At 65.0% G+C, this 17,287-nt stretch carries 12 protein-coding genes and 1 other RNA gene; 2 read left to right on the forward strand and 11 right to left on the reverse strand.

Features of this window, described 5'->3' with window-relative positions; translation table 11 throughout:
• Positions 1-120 precede the first annotated feature (120 nt).
• The 5 genes from AC1AXT_RS06910 to ptsP form a co-directional block, all read right to left on the reverse strand.
• Entirely contained in the window at positions 121-1,638 is a 1,518-nt protein-coding gene (locus AC1AXT_RS06910) for a formate--tetrahydrofolate ligase (RefSeq protein ID WP_476540812.1), read from the reverse strand.
• Positions 1,639-1,751: 113 nt separating this feature from the next.
• On the reverse strand, positions 1,752-3,365 hold the full coding sequence (locus AC1AXT_RS06915) for a C69 family dipeptidase (protein ID WP_476540814.1): 1,614 nt from the start codon (positions 3,363-3,365) through the stop codon (positions 1,752-1,754).
• 75 nt (positions 3,366-3,440) lie between these two features.
• Positions 3,441-3,995: a YbhB/YbcL family Raf kinase inhibitor-like protein gene (locus tag AC1AXT_RS06920; protein ID WP_476540815.1), complete on the reverse strand. Its 555-nt coding sequence runs from the start codon at positions 3,993-3,995 to the stop codon at positions 3,441-3,443.
• A 346-nt stretch (positions 3,996-4,341) separates the two neighbouring features.
• Positions 4,342-5,604: an IS607 family element RNA-guided endonuclease TnpB gene (tnpB, locus tag AC1AXT_RS06925; RefSeq protein ID WP_476540817.1), complete on the reverse strand. Its 1,263-nt coding sequence runs from the start codon at positions 5,602-5,604 to the stop codon at positions 4,342-4,344.
• 314 nt (positions 5,605-5,918) lie between these two features.
• On the reverse strand, positions 5,919-7,589 hold the full coding sequence (gene ptsP, locus AC1AXT_RS06930) for a phosphoenolpyruvate--protein phosphotransferase (protein ID WP_476540819.1): 1,671 nt from the start codon (positions 7,587-7,589) through the stop codon (positions 5,919-5,921).
• A gap of 337 nt (positions 7,590-7,926) precedes the next feature.
• Here ptsP and AC1AXT_RS06935 point away from each other — a divergent pair, with 337 nt between their 5' ends.
• Both AC1AXT_RS06935 and AC1AXT_RS06940 read left to right on the forward strand, forming a co-directional pair.
• Complete coding sequence (locus AC1AXT_RS06935; RefSeq protein WP_476540821.1) at positions 7,927-8,193, forward strand: HPr family phosphocarrier protein; 267 nt, start codon at positions 7,927-7,929, stop codon at positions 8,191-8,193.
• Positions 8,194-8,305: 112 nt separating this feature from the next.
• A complete protein-coding gene (locus tag AC1AXT_RS06940; RefSeq protein ID WP_476540823.1) occupies positions 8,306-9,349 on the forward strand; it encodes a LacI family DNA-binding transcriptional regulator in 1,044 nt (347 codons plus the stop codon).
• Between the two features lie 261 nt (positions 9,350-9,610).
• On the opposite strand, the gene AC1AXT_RS06945 is transcribed toward AC1AXT_RS06940, so the two are convergent.
• The 6 genes from AC1AXT_RS06945 to AC1AXT_RS06970 form a co-directional block, all read right to left on the reverse strand.
• The gene (locus AC1AXT_RS06945; protein WP_476540825.1) at positions 9,611-10,762 is read right to left on the reverse strand and encodes a DNA polymerase III subunit delta'; all 1,152 of its coding nucleotides are present in this window, start codon (positions 10,760-10,762) and stop codon (positions 9,611-9,613) included.
• On the reverse strand, positions 10,759-11,460 hold the full coding sequence (tmk, locus tag AC1AXT_RS06950) for a dTMP kinase (RefSeq protein WP_476540827.1): 702 nt from the start codon (positions 11,458-11,460) through the stop codon (positions 10,759-10,761). The genes AC1AXT_RS06945 and tmk overlap by 4 nt, the downstream gene beginning before the upstream one ends.
• Before the next feature lie 192 nt (positions 11,461-11,652).
• Entirely contained in the window at positions 11,653-14,577 is a 2,925-nt protein-coding gene (gene topA, locus AC1AXT_RS06955; RefSeq protein WP_476540829.1) for a type I DNA topoisomerase, read from the reverse strand.
• Positions 14,578-14,686: 109 nt separating this feature from the next.
• Positions 14,687-15,814 (reverse strand): phosphatase PAP2 family protein, encoded by a 1,128-nt coding sequence (locus tag AC1AXT_RS06960; protein ID WP_476540831.1) that lies wholly within the window; start codon positions 15,812-15,814, stop codon positions 14,687-14,689.
• Positions 15,815-15,875: 61 nt separating this feature from the next.
• Positions 15,876-15,972: signal recognition particle sRNA small type (gene ffs, locus AC1AXT_RS06965), an RNA gene on the reverse strand.
• 88 nt (positions 15,973-16,060) lie between these two features.
• On the reverse strand, positions 16,061-17,203 hold the full coding sequence (locus AC1AXT_RS06970) for an inositol-3-phosphate synthase (RefSeq protein WP_476540833.1): 1,143 nt from the start codon (positions 17,201-17,203) through the stop codon (positions 16,061-16,063).
• Positions 17,204-17,287 lie beyond the last annotated feature (84 nt).

The following is a 17,287-nucleotide window of genomic DNA, read 5'->3' on the forward strand; positions in this document are numbered from 1 at the left end:
CGTCAAGGCTTCTAGTCGGTCTTGGAACTGCTAGCGGACCCGTAAGGCCCGTGGCGCCGGAACGCACAAGCGGGGTGCCGCACTAGGCCGGCACCCCGCTTGCAGGAACGCTGTTGGGCCTCAGACGATCTTCGGCATCGGCGTGGTCAGCGACGTCGTCAGGTTGACGTGCACGAGTCCGGCTCCGGTATGGACCTCCACCTTCTTGAGGGTCACCGTACGCTCATCGGCCGGCGCGGCGTCGTTGTCGGTCATCGTCGCAGGCGACTTGACGGCGACGACGGTCAGGTCGTCGATGTTGATGCCGGCGCTCTTGCACAGGTTGCTGGCGGCCCTGGCCGAATCGGTGAAGCCGTCCTTGAGCACGACGCGTTCACGCGGCACGCCGTAGGCGTGCTCGCTGATCCAGCGCAGGTTCTCGATCAGCGACATGCCACGATGGCTGTGCGGAGCCGCCGGCATCGGCGCATCGACGACCGCCTCGAGGAAGCCGTCAAGCTGCGGGGCGAGCGCGTCGCCGCCGTCGCGGTAGAGGTTGCCGATGATGGGCTCGCGGAACTTGAGCGTGGCAGCCGTTTCGCGCAGCTGATCGACCTGGTCGTCCTCGCCGTCCCACAGGTTCACCAGCGGGAACGTCGGGATATCGAGGCTTTCAAGGCGTTCCACGTGGAACGGATAGCGCCAGCTCAGCGCCGGGTCGTCGCGCCACGTCGAGGCGCGCGTCACGACGATGGCCGCGCTCGGCCACTGCGCGCCGTATTCGCGGCATGCGATGTCGAGCCACTTCTGGGCACCGGCATCGGCACCATAGCCGGCCTCGACGATGACGACGTCATGCAGTGCGGTGGCCATTTCGACGGCCACCAGCGTCGGAATGCCAATCGACACGTTCGCGAACGGGCCGCCATGCACATAGACCGGAGAACCGTTGACCGTCTCCGTCTTGGCCGGCTTGACGGCATCGGTGAGGATGTTCGTAATGCGCCACAGGTCGACGAATTCGCCGAACGTCACGGCCTTGCCGTCCTTGGTGCCGGCAATCATCTTCGACACGCGGTCGGCGATTTCGTCCATCGAGCGGGAAAGCACGACGATCTGCATGAGCTCGCACGTCGGCGTCAGCACGACGCGCTCGGCGATGTCGCCCTTGCCGCGGTCGACGGCGATTTGACGCAGCGAGCGCGAAGGCACCTCGCTGACACGGGGCACCGCGATGTCGTCAAGCAGCCCGTCGTCCACGGCCTTCTCCGCAAACGACACCAGCAGGTTCTGGGCCGCCTCGATGGCGCCCATTTCGCCGGTCAGGCCCCAGTCGACGATTTCGGGGTGCGTCAGCGACGCCTTGCCGCCGCCGGAAGCGCCGCCCTTCGAGCCGGCCGCCGTGATGCCCATGCTCGGCTGGCGCAGCACGGCCGCCGCGTCGATGCCGCGCTCACGCAGCGCGTCGATCATCGCGATCGTCGTCGTGGTCTTGCCTTCCCCTCGGGAAGCCTTGAGCGGCGTATCCGCCGTGACCAGCACGACCTTGCCGTGCTTGCGCGGCGCGTCGGGGTTGTTCTTCAGGTAATCCAGATAGCCGAATGCGTCAATCTTGTCCACAAGGCCATGCTGGCTTGTGAAATCCTCGATACCGGTCACGGGTACGGGTTCCTTTCTGTCGTGGTCCTCCGTCGGGGAGCTGGAAGCGGCGCGCAGGCGCCGGCGGCCCGGCTCCCCACCTTAGCGGGTCGAGGAAACCGGGCCGTTACGGACTAGTTGTCCGACATGCCGAAGCCGTTCTTCATGTGCAGGCTTGCCGTGAAGAGCGTTTCGGAAAGCAGCTTGCCGGTTTCCCGGCGCAGCGAATCCGCCATCTTCTGGTTGAATTCCTCCAGAACGCGGCGCGCTTCGGGGTTGCGCACCGCCTCGACGATGGCGTCTGGATCCATCGGCTGCACGTCGTCGTTGATGCCGGCCTCCTGGAATTCCTGGTCCGCGACCTGCGGGTCGGCATCCCCTTCGCCCACCAGCCGGGCAATGGCTTCGTCGGCGTCGGCGATCATGCGGTGGCCCTGGCCGCCGACCTTCTCCTGGTAGCGCTCGACGGCTGCGGACGTGTCGGCGAACTGGGCGTCGCAGATGACGCCGATCAGCCGGTTGGCCCAGTAGAAGCTGTCGGTCGTCACCTCGTTGGTGGTATCGGCCAGGTATTCGGGCGTCGCGTCGACGTTCGTGAAGAACGGCACGAGGGCGTTGAACGGGTTCGAGCCGTATGCCATCCACTGCACCGAACGCGCAACCTGCGGCCGGTAGGAACGGATCTGCAGCACCGCCAGCTGGTTGGTGCGGTTGATGCCGATGGGGCGGAACAGGTGGCGCGTGGCATCGTCGCCGAGCTTGCCGTACGGATCGTATTTCGTGCCCTGGTAGTGGGAGCTGAGCACGTACTTGACCTCTTCGATCGTGATCTTCTGGTCAGGCTGGCGTGCCCACGGAATATCGTCGCTGGTCGGCTTGTGGTCGGCGTCATGGCCGTCCCAGACCTCGTCATACGGGTTCAGGCAGCGCTGCATGTACCAGGCGCGCGGCGTGTTGTAGACGTGGTCGGAATCCGAATGCGAGCCGAAGGCCTCGCGCGGGTTGAACATCGAGGCATGCTCGACCGACAGGTCGAGGTGGTAGTGGTCGATGAACTCCTCGAGGTCCGCCGAGCACATATGGTCCATCTGCTCACCGAGCGCGTCTTCCAGGTCGAATTCGTCGATGCCAAGCTGGTTGGGCATCGTCACGTAGGCCTCGTCGGGAACGCGCTTGGCAATCCAGTGGTGGCCGCCCACCGTTTCCAGCCACCAGATTTCCTCCGCATCCGAGAAGGCTACGCCGTTCATTTCGTAGGTGCCGTATTCCTCGAGCAGCGCGCCGAGACGCTGCACGCCTTCGCGGGCCGTCTTGACATACGGCAGCACGATGGTGAGGAAGTCCTCTTCGCCGATGCCGCCGGGCACGGCCGCCTGGTAGCCTTCCTCACCTTCGCGGCCCTGGGCCGGCACGTATTCGACGAGCGGGTCGGCACCCAGCACGCGCTCGTTGGAAGTGATCGTTTCAGTGGCGCTCATCGCCACGTTCGCCTCGTTGACGCCGGCTTCGCCCCAGATGCCTTCCTTGAGGTCGGCGTTCGGCACCGCCGTATACTGCAGCGGGTCATCAGGCAGCTGGATGGTCAGGTGGCTCAGCACGCTGGTATAGGTACGCGGTTGCTCATCGGGCCTGACGACGACGAACTTCTTCGGGCAGAATTCGCCGTTGGGGCTGTCTTCGTTGCGGGCAATGATCGTGGAGCCGTCATAGCTCGCATCCTTGCCGACCAGAATCGTGGTGCATGCCATGCTGGTTGTTCTCCTTTGGTTTGGTAGTGCAAATACTGCTGGAGCCTTGCGTCGCGAAGGCCATGGCCCTGCCGTTCAGGCCTTGCCGATGAGGAACATCGCGCCTTCGTCGCGCACGTCGTTGCAGTCGCGCAACGCGTGCATCATGTCGTTCATCCAGAATCCCTGCTCCAGTCCGGGAAGCGGATCGTGGGTGCCCCACGCCTCGAGGAAGTATTCGTGGTCCTTGTCGGGCGGCACGGGCCCGTTGTAGCGCATCGTCAGCGCCGGATCCTGCGGGCGCCCCAGCAACGGCGATGCCGAGGAATTGCGGCCCTGCGCCGCTTCCGGGACCATCGTCGCCATCGTGCGCGAGAAATCGGCGGGGATGGACAGCGCATGCGCGTTGTTGGGATCGAACATCAGCGCTTCCACCGGCAGGTTCGCCACCGTCCAGTGGATCCATTCAAACCCGCAGACCGGAATGGAATCAGGGTCGAGGAACTGCCAGTGCAGGTAGCGCACGGACGGGGCAAGACGGTCGATGAAGAACGGGAACGACACCATCGGTTCGCCATCGATTCGATCCTCTGCGGGCGCCTTTTTCGCGTAGGCGTCCGGGATAACGCTGAAATCGGCTGAAAGTAACATGATTCCAGTATTCCTTTCCTTGCGTCGGGACGATAATGCGGTTTCCATATTCGGACATTTCCGTCCCCGCTTCACGCGACTTCCCTCTTGGCGTGGCGGACGCCGTACGGCGTCACCCGCCAGGCACGCGGGGCTGCGGAGAACGGCATGAGGCCGTCCGGCAAGCGCATGCCATCCAGCACGCGCCTAGCGTTCAGGCCGGCGCAACGCCCACCCCAGCAAACTAGGAACGTGCGCCGACATCCACGCACACGGACAGGCCGTTGCAACTGGCTTTGTTTTCGTTTGTTGGACGAAAGCAACGCTGGTTGCACTCCCGCGCCTTGCGGCGGGGAGGCTCCAAGACTTATGAAACGCTGATGAGAGCGTTCTGCTTGGTTCGCGTTTCAACGGGTCCTGCGTTGCCGGCCATCCTGGGGCCGGTCGTCTTATGGTTCCTCCGCGCGCGTTTAGCGTCTCCCACGGCACTCGGGGCGACGTACTGTTCAAGATTCATGGCGGCGTTCCAGTCACGGTCCACGCCATGGGCATGGTAGTCGCATTCCGGGTTGTCGCAGACAAACACGCGGTCCGCGAGGGACAGCTTGGCTTTCACCGTCCCGCACTTCGAGCATGTTTTCGAGGATGGATACCAGCGGTCGGCAACGATCAGCGTCGCACCGGCCTGCTGGCATTTGTAGGCCAGTTGGCGGCGGAACTCGCCGAACCCGGCATCCGAGATGGCCTTGGCAAGACGGCAGTTGCGCTTCATGCCTTCCACGTTCAAATCCTCGACGACAACCACGTCGTAGTCGCGGGCGATCATCGCCGTGGCCTTGTCGATGGCGTCCCGGCGCTGGGCGGCGACATGCGCGTGCTGTTTCTGCACGGCGAGCTTCGCCTTTCTCCACCGGTTGGATCCCTGCACGCGGCGCGCGAGGCGCTTGTTGGCGCGGCGCAGCCTGCGTTCGCCGTGCTGGTAATGCTTTGGGTTGGCGATGACGGTGCCGTCCGAGAGCGTGGCCAGCGTTTTCACGCCCAGATCCACGCCGACCCTCCTGCCCCCGTTCTTAGGGGTGATTGGACGGTCGGGGTATTCGACCGTCAGCGACGCATGCCATGCGCCGGCCTGCTGGCTGATGGTCATGCGCACCACGCGCCCGGCGCCGACGCGTTTCTCCACGTTCTCGAAGCAGTGCACGCGCCCGATCCGCGGCAGCTTCAACGCCTTCGGGTCCCCTTCAATAAGTCCGAAGCTGCCGGTGGTGTACGCGAACTTCATATGCCTGGCGCGCGACTTGTATTTCGGGAAGCCCACCCGGCGTCCCTTGCGCCTGCCATGCCTGGAGTCCGCCCAGTTCTTCAACGCGTTGGCGAGGCATTCGACGCCGTACGCGTACGCCTCCTTCGAATTCTCCCGCCACCAGGGGGCCACGTCGTCTTTCCACGAGTTCCACGTCTTGCGCAGTTCGGCGCGCGACCAGCCCACCCAGCCGATATGCCCATCAATGGCCCTCTTGACCAGGGTAAGCATGAAGTTATAGGCAAACCGGGCTGCGCCCGCATGCGCGCGCAGCAGCCGCTCCTGCGCCGGGGACGGGTCCAGGCGCACCCGCACCGCCCGCAACATCAGCCCGCCCCCAGCGAAAACCGGAAAGCACCGTGGGCATGCAAAACGCTATACATCGATTGCATGGCCCCGTCACCTCCCAGTATTCGAACAAATGTTCTAACACAGTCCAGTATAGAAGACGCAGGGCTGCAAAACACGCCAGCACAGTAGGCAAAGCCAGCCAACGCCAACGGAAAACAGACGACAGCAAACAGAAACAAACGGCAAAGCCAGCAGCTGGCAGCCCCGCACGCCGAAGCGACGGGGCCTGTCTGAGAGAAAAGGGAGGACGCGCCGCACAAGCCGGCGCGGAGGAGAGAGAAAGGAAGCTGTCAGGCCTGGGCTTCGCCAGCCCAGCCGGACGGATGGTAGAAGTCGCCGTTGAGGGCCTTGGCGGCCAGTTCGCGGGCTTCTTCCATCGTGTGCTTGGCCAGTTCGGCGCGCACGTCATCGAGGGCCACCGGGGTCATCGACAGCGAGTTGACGCCAAGGCCGGCGAGCACGACGGCCAGGTCAGGATCGGCCGCCGCTTCGCCGCACACGCCCACCGGCATGCCCTTGGCATTGCCGGCGTCGCAGATCAGCTTGATGTTGCGCAGCACAGCCGGATGCCATGCCGTCTGGTAGGAGGCGACCGAACCGAGCGTGCGGTCGGCGGCCAGCGTGTACTGCGTCAGGTCGTTCGTGCCGATCGACACGAAGTCGGCGACGTCGGCGACCTTGTCGGCCATCAGGGCGATGGACGGCACCTCGGCCATGGCGCCGACGAACTTGAGGCCATAGCTCTTGCCGAGCTTGACGAAATAGTCCGCTTCGCGCTCGTCGGCCACCATCGGGGCCATGACCCACAGGTTCGCATCGGTCTGCGCATCGGCTGCCGCCAGCGCCTTGAGCTGGTCTTCGAGCACCTGACGGTGGGCAACCAGCGTACGCAGGCCGCGCAGGCCCAGGGCCGGGTTCGGCTCGTCTTCCGGCGTCAGGAACGGCAGCGGCTTGTCGGCGCCGGCGTCGAGCATGCGGATGACGACCTTCTTGCCCGGGAACTGGGAGAGCAGTTCGGCATACGCCTTCGTCTGCTCTTCGACGCTCGGCGGCTCGCTGTTGCCGATGAACAGGAACTCGGTGCGGAACAGGCCCACGCCCTCGGCGCCGTACTCATGCGCCGCCTTCGCGTCGGCCGGCTTGCCGACATTGGCCAGCAGCGGGATCAGCGTGCCATCGGCCATGCGGCCGGGCTGCCCGCGCAGCTCCTTGGCCTGGTCGGCCTTCGCCTTGGCCGCATGCGCCTGCTCGATCTGCTCGGCCGAAGGATCGGCGATGACTTCGCTGCGGGCGGCGTCGACGATGACCGTTTCGCCATTGGACAGCGACGCGGCTTCCGGAGCCGAAACGACGGCCACGATGCCGCGGGCGCGCGCCAGGATGGCCGTATGGGACGTCGGCCCGCCTTCGGACGTGACGATGGCCAGCGTCTTGGCGAGGTCAAGGCCCGCGGTGTCGGCCGGGGAGAGGTCCTTGGCGACGAGCACGAACGGCTCGTCGGATTCCGGCACGCCCGGCGCCGGCAGCCCCATGAGCAGCGCGATGACGCGCTGGCCGACATCATGCAGGTCGGCGGCGCGCTCGCCCTGGTAGCCGCCGATGGCGCGGAACATGTCCTCGACGGCGCCGAAGCCTTCCAGCACGGCGCGTTCGCCGGTCTTGCCCTGTTCGATCAGCTGCTGGATCGAAGCCGCCAGCTGCGGATCGGACGCGAACATCGCGATGGCCTCGAGGATCGAAGCCGCTTCCTTCGCGCCTTCGTCGCCATGGGCCGCTTCCTCGGCGCGCCTGTTGAGATCGGCGTTCACGGCGTTCAGCGCCTTCATTACCCGCTCGGTCTCGGCCTCGGCCGAAACCGAAGCGTCACGCGGCTCGTCCGCCGGTTCCGGAAGCGGATCGGCCATACGCATCACCGGCCCGACGGCCACGCCGCGCCCGATGCCCACACCCTTGATGATCATGTGCTCTCCTTGGGTTGCGTTGTCCCGGCGGCATTACGGGAGCCCGAGGGGCCGCAGCGAACAAGGTGCGCCGCTGCATGCCTCATCGTTTTCGGTAATACCCGGTAAACAGTTTTTTATCAGCACCTCAGTATACGCTAAGAGGGTACATTTTACAAAGGGTAAACGTTTTCAAGCAATCAGGCATAAGCGCTATGCTTGAATCGTTCGCCAGCCCGCGTGCCCTTGGCTGCGGGAATGACGGATGCCGTAGCGACCTGCGGTACGCGTCGCTTCCCATGCCCGCGGCTGCGGCAACGGCCCTACATAGGTATTTCGCGCGCAAAGGAGTGCTTTCATGGCAACTGCAACCCGTACCACCGTCATCAACGACCCCGTCGGCATCCACGCCCGTCCGGCAGCGCAGTTCGCGCAGGCGGCCGGCGCATCCGGCGCCAACGTCACCATCGCCAAGGGCGACGGCGCCCCCGTGGCCGCCAACTCCATCCTGTCCGTCATGGGACTGGGCGTCAAGCAGGGCGACAACGTGACCGTCACCGTGGAAGGCGACAACGCCGAAGCCGTCGCCGACGAACTCGTTTCCATTCTTCTGGCTGCCGAGTAAGCTGCACGCTGAAAAGATTTTCTGGATTTTTTCAACCGTCCGCCTTTCGGCGGACGGTTTTTGCTTGGATAGTGTAAAGACGGACGCCAAGCATTCGAGGGAGAGGCACGACATGGTACGTCAATACAACGGCTCGGCGCGGCCGGCCGCGTCCAGTTCCATTACCGATGTAGCGGCGCTGGCCAATGTATCGATCGCCACCGTCTCCCGCGTGCTGTCGGGCAAGCGCCAGAAGGACGACGAGCTGGCCCGGCGCGTGCGCGAAGCCGCCGAACAGCTCAACTATTCGGTCAACTACGCCGCCAGCTCCCTGCGCGGGGCCGGCACCAGGACCATCGGCCTGGTCATCCCCAGCGCCACCGACCCCTTCTGCGCCCAGTTGCTCGACGCCCTGGAACCCGCCGCGGACGACCGCCAGACCCAGCTACTGCTAGGCGTCGGGGCAACGCAGGGACTGCAGGCCTCGCGCATCGAATCGCTGATGGCGCGCAACGTGGACGGGCTCATCTACGTCGAGACGCCCGGCATCGACCTGTCGCGCGTGCTGGAGCGCCATGCCCAGACGGTGCCCATCGTCGGCATCGGCAACGGCAAGCGCATGCTCTCCACCAGCCAGGTGTCGCTCGACAACGTGCTGGCCATGGAGCAGGCCATTGCCCATCTGGCCAGCCGCGGCGCCTCGACGGTAGCCTATCTGGGCACGCAGGCCCATTCGTTCGAAGAGGCGGAGCAGGTGGCGATGCTCCATACGCAGATCCGCACGTTCGGCCTGACGACCACCAGCCAATGGAACGAGTTCGGCGACGACACCCTCGACCGGGGATTCCGCTCGGCCTGCACGCTGTTCCGCGAGAGCCATCCGGATGCGGTCATCTGCTCCAGCGACGCCGTCGCCCATGGCGTCGTCCTCGCATGCGCATCCATGGGGCTGGACGTGCCCAACGAGGTCATGGTCATCGGCAACGGGAACGCGGCCCCGCCAGCGGCCGGGCTGACCACGCTGAAACCGCCGTTCGAACGCATCGTCGACGAATCGCTGAGGCTGATCGAGCAGGGCGCCTCCAAGGCGGCGCAGGTGGCGCTTGCCTGCGACCTGGTTATCCGGCAGTCCACCGCCGGCAGCGATGCGCAGGGCGCAGCCGCCAGCGTGCAATAAGGGGCCGGCTGCCCCTGCCCGTGCAGGCAGTCCCTCCGGGCTGCCGGTTCCACCCGCATCGGGTTCGCGATCAGCCTCCCCTTACAGAAACAGCCAGCGGCACACGGGCATGGCCTGGTGCCAGCTGCCCCTACACGCACAGCCAGAGGCGCGGTCGGATTCGCCGGACAGGTTGTTGTTCGCAGCTGCCCCTACACGCACAGCCAGAGGACGGTGAACCCGTCTGGCGATTCTCCGTTTTCCGGCATTCGGCAAGATCCGCTAGGCGATAAGGGAGCAGAACAGCGCTTCGAAAACCAGTACCGGGTTCCCGTTGCCGGCGAGGCGGCGGCGCGCCGTCTCCACCGCATCCTGCCGTTCCACCACCGCCTGGCGCGTCAGGCGCGCCGACAGCGCGGCGATGGCGCTGCGGTTCTCGCGGTTGACCAGGCCCACTTCCTCTTCCGCCCCGTTCTGCAGTACGGCGACATCGCGGTATACGCTCGCGATGGTGTTCAGGGCGCGGTCAAGCACATCGCGCGTGCGGCGCGTCGCCTGGCGCTTCAGCTCGTCCTTCTTGGCCAGCTGATTGAATGCCCCGCGCAGCTTTGCAGGCACCGGCTCATCGTCATCCAGCCCCTGCAGATGCCGGAATTCACGTTGCCGCTGTTCGCTGGCGCGTTCCACGTCCGCCTGGGCCTGGCTTTTGGCCGTATCGTTCAGCGTTGCGGCAAGCAGCACGGCCTGCGAGGCGCGCGAAAGGCCCAATACGCCCACCACCAGCTCGTCGCGGTCGGCCAGCACCTGCGAATCCTGCGCATACAGCTGCGCCACCCCGATATGGCCTTCCGCCAGCCGCGCGGCACGGGCCGCCAGCGCGCTTTCGATGCCGACCTGCGTTTCCAGGTATGCCGCGACGTCCCGCGTCGAGGGAACGGCCAGATTGACGATGCGGGTGCGTGAACGAATCGTCGGCAGTACGTCCTGCGGGCTCGGCGCGCACAGGATCCATATCGTGCGCGGGCTTGGCTCCTCCACTTCCTTGAGCAGCACGTTCGTGGTGCGTTCCAGCATCCTGTCGACGTCCTCGATGATGATGATGCGCCAGGGCGCGGTTGCGGGAGCCTGTTCGGACTGCTCGACGAGGTCGCGCACTTCGCGGATGCCGATGGTCACCTTGTCGGTAGCCAGTACCGTCACATCCGGATGGGTGCCGTTGAGCACCAGCTGCGCCGTCTTGGTGGGCTCGTCGCCTTCGCCATGGTCGTCGCTTTCCAGGGCGGCGGCGAAGGCGCGCGCCATGTTGGAACGCCCAGATCCGGGAGGTCCGCAGATCAGCCATGACTGCGCGATGCCGGACGGATCGCCATTGGCGACCGCGCGCAACTGCCCCACGGCCCGCTGCTGGCCAACCAGCGAATCCCAAACGCTCATGACCGCTCCCCGCTTCCGTTGCGTTCCCTGCGCGCGGCGACCTGCTCCACCGATTCGCTGCGCGGCGTGGCCATCGTGGCCAACATGACGCTGTCGCGTTCGATTTGCGCGGCCACCTCGTCCTTGGGCCGCGTGGCATCCAGCACCATGAACCGCGCCGGCTCACGCCGCGCCATCGCAAGGAACGCTTCGCGCGTACGCTGCTGGAAGCCGTCGCCGGCCGCTTCCATGCGGTCTTCCGGACCGCTGAGCCGCTGATGCGATACCGACGGGTCGATATCAAGCAGATAGGTACGATGCGGCACCAGGCCATTGGTGGCCCACAGGCTCAACTCGCGTATTTCATCGCCGTCCAGTTCCCGGCCGCCGGCCTGATATGCTACCGACGAGTCGAAATAGCGGTCGGAGATGACGACGGCGCCACGCTGCAGCGCCGGCATGATGACCCGTGCCGCATGCTGGGCGCGGTCGGCGGCGAACAGCAACGCCTCCGCCCGAGGCGCGATGCTTCCTTCGCCTTCGGCGGGGTCCAGCACCATCTTGCGCAACGTGCAGCCCAAGGATGTCCCTCCGGGCTCGCGGGTCAGCACCGTTTCACGGCCCTGGTTGCGCCAGTATTCAGCCAGACGGCGCGCCTGCGTGCTCTTGCCGGCGCCATCGACGCCTTCGAACGTAATGAATAAGCCTGCGTGCTCCATGATCCCCGCCTTCCCGAACCTTTTCTCTATGGTAGCAACGCCGCGCTGCACGGCAGGCGCGCCCTGCCCGGCGTTGCGCAGGCAGAAGACGCCATGCAGACAACCGCCCGCTGCCGTTCCTCCGGCACCGAAGAAGACGATGCCTGGCCGGCGCTCTGCACGAGTGCGCCGGCCAGGCATTCCCCTACGCGTTCATCGCGCCACGATGACCGGAGGGCGCTTGAACCCTTCGTTGGCCTCGAGCCATTCGACGTCGTTCTTGACGGTCGCGGGCGTAGAGCCCACTTCCTTGGCGATGCGGGTATTGGCCCACCCCTGGGCGGCCAGCTCCTTCACCTTCGCCCTGCGCTCTTCGCGGGCCTGGGCCGCTGCGCTCTTGGGCGCTGCCTTGGCTGCCTTCGAGGCTTTGGCGCCGCCCTTGGCCGTCTTTTTCGCAGCGCCCTTGCGGCCGCGCTTGGACGGCCCAGCAGCCCTCTTCTCAGCCAGCAGCCGGAAGGCATCCTCGGCCGAAATGGTCTTCGGGTCGTATTGCTTGGGCAGCGAACGGTTGGTCTCCCCGTCGGTGATGTAGGCACCGTAGAAGCCTTCCTTGATCGTCACCGGCTTGCCGTTGGACGGATCGTTGCCCAGTTCGCGCAGCGGCGGCTTGGCGGAGCCGCGGCGCCGCCCATACTTGGGCTGCTGGAACAGCTCCTGCGCCTTGGCCAGATCGACGGTGAAGATTTCCTCTTCGCTGCCCAGCGACCGCGTGTCCGACTTGCCATCGGCCCCGGTCTTGGTCAGGTAGGGGCCATAGCGGCCGTTGTTGGCGGTAACGGTGACGGCCTGCGTTTCACCGGTCTTCTCGTCGGCTTCCTCATAGGAACCGAGCGTGCGCGGCAACGACAGCAGCTTCATGGCGTCTTCGAACGTCACCGTTTCAGGCTGCATCGACTTGAACAGCGAAGCCATCCTGGGTTTCGCCGCGGCAGCTCCGTCGGTCTTTGGTTCCACCAGCGCCACATAGGGGCCGAAACGGCCTTGCCGGACCTCCACGGTGCCGCCGGTCGCCGGATCGGTCCCCAGCACGCGCGGACCTCCGGCATTGCTGTCCAGCAACGCCCGCGCTTCGGCTACCGTCAGCTCGTCGGGAGCCAGCGTATCCGGAATGGAGGCATGGCGGGGATTGCCGTCCGCCCCGAGCTGTTCGGTATCCTCCAGGTACGGGCCATAGCGGCCTACGCGCACATTGATGCCGTCGCCGATTTCGATGGTGTTGATGGCGCGTGCGTCGATTTCGCCTAGTTGCGCCACCTGCTGCTGCAAACCGGCATGCGCTTCGTCCTGCGACTGCGCGGCCCCGTTTCCGGAGCCGAAGTAGAAGCGCGTCAGCCAGTCGTTGCGGCTTTCGCGACCATGGGCGATTTCATCAAGCCCGTTCTCCATGTCGGCCGTGAACTGGTAGTCCACGTACTTGGGGAATTTCGTTTCCAGCAGCTTGACGACAGCGAAGGCCAGCCATGACGGAATCAGCGCCCGTCCGCGCTCATACACGTAGCCGCGGTCGATGATCGTCGAGATGATGCTGGCGTAGGTAGACGGACGGCCGATTTCCTTGGCTTCCAGCGTCTTGACAAGCGAAGCCTCGGTATACCGGGCCGGCGGCTGCGTTTCATGGCCGTCCGGCTGCACGTCGGTGGCCTTCAGCTCGTCGCCTGGCGCCATCGGCGGCAACGACGCCTCATCGCCCTGCTTCGCCTTGCTGCCATCGCCATAGGCCTTCAGGAAGCCGGGAAACTCGATGACGGTGCCGGACGCCTGGAACATGGTGCGCCCATGCCCCTCGGCGAATGCGGAAAGCTTGACGGTGGCGGTGGAGCCGGAAGCGTCGGCCATCTGGCAGGCCAGGGTACGCTGCCAGATCAGCGTATAGAGCTTGAGCTGGTCCGGCGGCACGCGCGACGCCAGTTCGGAAGGATCACGGAAATGCGAACCGGCAGGGCGGATGCATTCATGGGCTTCCTGCGCGCCGGCCGTCTTCGTGGCGTACTGGCGCGGCTTGTCGGAAAGGTACTGCGCGCCATAGAGACCTTCCACCGATTTGCGCGCCGCGTGGATGGCCTCCTGGCTCAGCGTCACCGAATCGGTACGCATGTAGGTAATGAAGCCGTTCTCATAGAGCCCCTGCGCAGCGCGCATCGTTTGGCGCGAGCTCATGCCCAGGCGGTTGCCTGCGGCCTGCTGCAGCGTCGAGGTGGTGAACGGCGGCTGCGGACGACGATGGTACGGCTTCGTGTCCATCGAATCCACCGCGAACGGGGCACCCTGCAAGGCCGAGGCAATGGCCCGCGCCTGCGCTTCGCCGACGAGCGCGACGCCCTCGGCGGCAGCGGATTCGGTCAGCTGCCCGTTGTCGGCAAAGTCCTTGGATCCGGCGACCCGATGGCCATCGAGCGCCACCATGCGCGCGTCGAATGAACCGTCCTGACCGTCCAGTGCGCTTGCAGACAGCGTGGCCGTGACATCCCAGTAGGCTGCGCGCACGAATGCCATGCGCTCGCGCTCGCGCTCCACGATCAGGCGCGTGGCCACCGATTGCACGCGGCCGGCGGACAGCCCAGGGCCTACTTTGCGCCATAGCACCGGCGAAAGCTCATAGCCATACAGACGGTCGAGAATGCGGCGCGTTTCCTGCGCGTCGACCATATTGGCATCTACATCGCGCGTATTGGACAGCGACGCTTTGATGGCTTCCGGCGTGATTTCGTGGAACACCATGCGCTTGACCGGGACCTTCGGCTTGAGCGTCTGTACCAGATGCCACGCAATCGCTTCCCCTTCGCGATCCTCATCGGTTGCCAGGTAGAGTTCATCGGCATTGCGCAGGGCCGCCCGCAAATCGGCCACGGTTTTCTTCTTGTCCTGCCCTATGACGTAGTAGGGCTCGAAGCCATCGTCGACATTGACACCGAACTTGCCGAACTTCTGCTTCTCATCGGCAGGTATCTGGCTGGGCTGCGCAAGATCGCGGATATGCCCTACCGATGCCATGACGGTATAGTCATCCCCCAAATACCCGCCTATTTTCCTGGCTTTGGTGGGAGACTCCACAATGACCAGCTTGCTGCCATGCGTCATGTTTTTTCTCCTTCAACTTCAAGCGTGACGGGACTTTCGCACGTCATATTACTCAGAATGGGCGCAAAATGGCCTTTTCCCGCGTTGCGAAAGGCTGCGGTCAGCCCCTTCAACGCTTCTGGGGAGGCGCCGGCGGGGCACCGATCAGCCCAAGCCGGCTCAGAGGCGAGGCGGTAAGCTGGCGCATGGCCAGCACCAAGCCGAATACCAGGCAGGCGGTGCCGACGACCAGTGCCGTCGTCGAGTTATCGGCCGCCTGGAAGGTCCATGCGGCGTCAAGTTGCAGCCCATCCGCAATCTGCCAGATGGCATAGGCCGCATAGGCGTAGGCACACACGCCCAGCGTGATCAGCGCGCTGCCCACGATCTGCACGCTCGGCGACGATACGCGGGTGCCGGGGGCATCCATGCCGGTATTGCGCGTGAAGGCCATGGCCAGCAACGCCACGCCCCCGGCAATCAGCATGGCCATGACCACGTCGGCGGGACGGTGCCACTGCTCCATGATGACCGAGCACGACACCGCCACCGTGAAGGCGCCCCCGAGCACCGCGCACAACGCACGCAGCATGTGCGGCACCGCGCATACCAGCGCGATGGACGCGGCTGCCGCGAGCATGACGTGGCCGGAGGGAGCCGAATTGGCCGTCGACGACTCGATGTTGACCAGGAACGGCCGCGGCAGCAACGGCTTGAGCATGCGCGCCGCAGCCAGGCAGACCAGGGCGAACACGGCGAGCTGCCCGAGCAGCCACCACCGCTTGCGCACGATGGCCGCGACGGCCGCCGCCACGCCCACAACGCCGCTGGCGATGAAGACGACGAGGGAAGAGGCCACCATGGCGCCAGCAGCTTGCAGGAATGCGGGGCTTGACGTCTTGTATGTGCCGAAGACCTGATCCTCATAGGCCTGCCCCAGCACCGTATGCACGCCAAGCCGGTACGCCCCGGCGGCCATCAGCAGGAACATCACGCCGAACGCCACGCACAGCGCCACGCTTGAACGGCGCGGCCTGAACGTGAGCGGATCGGCCTTGGCCAGGCCCTCTTCCAGGTCCTCGGCGAGGGCTTCATCGGTAAACGTCGACTGCATGCTGTCACGCTGCGGCTGCCGAGCAGGTGCAGGGGCAGCCGGTAACGGTTCGTGTGCCAGCAGGGGCTGCCATTGGGTGCCGCCGGCCTCATTGCCGGTGGTCTGCGGGTCCGAGGGCCCAGTGGGGTGCTGTACGTCGCTCATAGTCTAAGACTGTAGGGCCTGCCGTTTACGAAGCCAAAAATTGCCCGGGAGGTGGAAAGGAAATGGAAAACCTCCACGCACCCGCCAGAGGCCACTTACCCTTGCTGCATTCCTGCCCTGGGGGGTTTGGGTGACATAACGCCGCGTGGAGGCACAAGCCAGTGTACACCATGCCTCGACCAAAGGGAAAGCCCGCAGGCCATCAAGGCGATGCGGGCTTTCTTCCAGGCTTCGGAGGATAGGCAATCAGGCCTTCCACACGTCCTTGCCGGCGGCCTTGGCAGCGGCCACATCGGCATTGAGCTGCTCTTCGGTGGCTTCCACGTTGCCGGCGATGAAGTCCTCCACCAGCTGGCGCGCTTCGTTGTCCTCATGCTGGACGGCCGGGGACTTCATGAAGTAGGAGCTCGGCGCGAGCACCGGGCCAGCCAGGCCACGGTCAAGGGCGATCTTGGCGGCGCGCACGGCATCGATGACGATGCCGGCCGAGTTCGGGGAATCCCACACCTCAAGCTTGTATTCCAGGTTCAGCGGCACATCGCCGAACGTGGTGCCTTCCAGGCGCACGAAGGCGAACTTGCGGTCATCGAGCCATGCGACGTAGTCGGACGGCCCGATATGCACGTTGTAGTCATCCATCTCGTGAGGCACGATCGAGGTCACGGCGCGCGTCTTGGAGATCTTCTTGGACTCCAGGCGCGAACGCTGCAGCATGTTCATGAAATCCATGTTGCCGCCGACGTTGAGCTGATAGGTGCGGTCGAGGCGCACGCCGCGGTCCTCGAACAGGCGTGCCATCACACGGTGGGTGATGGTGGCGCCGACCTGGCTCTTGATGTCGTCGCCGACGATCGGCACGCCGGCGTCACGGAACTTCTGGGCCCATTCGGGGTCCGAAGCAATGAAGACCGGCAGGCAGTTCACGAAGGCCACGCCGGCATCCATGGCAGCCTGGGCATACGCCTTGTCGGCCTCTTCGGAGCCGACGGGCAGGTAGGACACGAGGACGTCGACCTTCTTGTCGCGCAGGACCTGGGCGACGTCCACCGGCTCCGCGTCGGATTCGGTGATCATCTGGCGGTAGTATTCGCCCAGACCGTCATACGTCGGGCCGCGCAGCACCTCAACGCCGAGGTTCGGCACGTCCGCAAACTTGATCGTATTGTTCTGCGAGGCGCCAATGGCTTCGGAAAGGTCCTTGCCGACCTTTTCGGAGTCCACGTCGAACGCGGTGACGAACTCGATGTCGCCGACGCGGTAGCCGCCGAAGTTGTTGTGCATCAGGCCCGGGATCTTGTCCTCATCCTTGGTGTCCTTGTAGTATTCCACACCTTGCACCAGGGATGAAGCACAATTGCCCACGCCTGCAATAGCCACGCGAATGCTCATCTAAACGACTCCTCTATGTTGCTTGTCGTGTTGTCAATCCTTAAGCATACCTTCTCGAACCCCCTTTGGTTACCGGAGGTTGTA

It is taken from the genome of Bifidobacterium sp. LH_450, assembly GCF_056356715.1.

Bases quoted from the DNA above. Each gene is read 5' to 3' on its own strand.
- AC1AXT_RS06915 (WP_476540814.1), bottom strand. From the start codon at position 3,365: ATGGCATGCACCACGATTCTGGTCGGCAAGGATGCGAGCTATGACGGC.
- AC1AXT_RS06920 (WP_476540815.1), bottom strand. From the start codon at position 3,995: ATGTTACTTTCAGCCGATTTCAGCGTTATCCCGGACGCCTACGCGAAA.
- tnpB (WP_476540817.1), bottom strand. From the start codon at position 5,604: ATGTTGCGGGCGGTGCGGGTGCGCCTGGACCCGTCCCCGGCGCAGGAG.
- ptsP (WP_476540819.1), bottom strand. From the start codon at position 7,589: ATGATCATCAAGGGTGTGGGCATCGGGCGCGGCGTGGCCGTCGGGCCG.
- AC1AXT_RS06935 (WP_476540821.1), top strand. From the start codon at position 7,927: ATGGCAACTGCAACCCGTACCACCGTCATCAACGACCCCGTCGGCATC.
- AC1AXT_RS06940 (WP_476540823.1), top strand. From the start codon at position 8,306: ATGGTACGTCAATACAACGGCTCGGCGCGGCCGGCCGCGTCCAGTTCC.
- AC1AXT_RS06945 (WP_476540825.1), bottom strand. From the start codon at position 10,762: ATGAGCGTTTGGGATTCGCTGGTTGGCCAGCAGCGGGCCGTGGGGCAG.
- tmk (WP_476540827.1), bottom strand. From the start codon at position 11,460: ATGGAGCACGCAGGCTTATTCATTACGTTCGAAGGCGTCGATGGCGCC.
- topA (WP_476540829.1), bottom strand. From the start codon at position 14,577: ATGACGCATGGCAGCAAGCTGGTCATTGTGGAGTCTCCCACCAAAGCC.
- AC1AXT_RS06960 (WP_476540831.1), bottom strand. From the start codon at position 15,814: ATGAGCGACGTACAGCACCCCACTGGGCCCTCGGACCCGCAGACCACC.
- AC1AXT_RS06970 (WP_476540833.1), bottom strand. From the start codon at position 17,203: ATGAGCATTCGCGTGGCTATTGCAGGCGTGGGCAATTGTGCTTCATCC.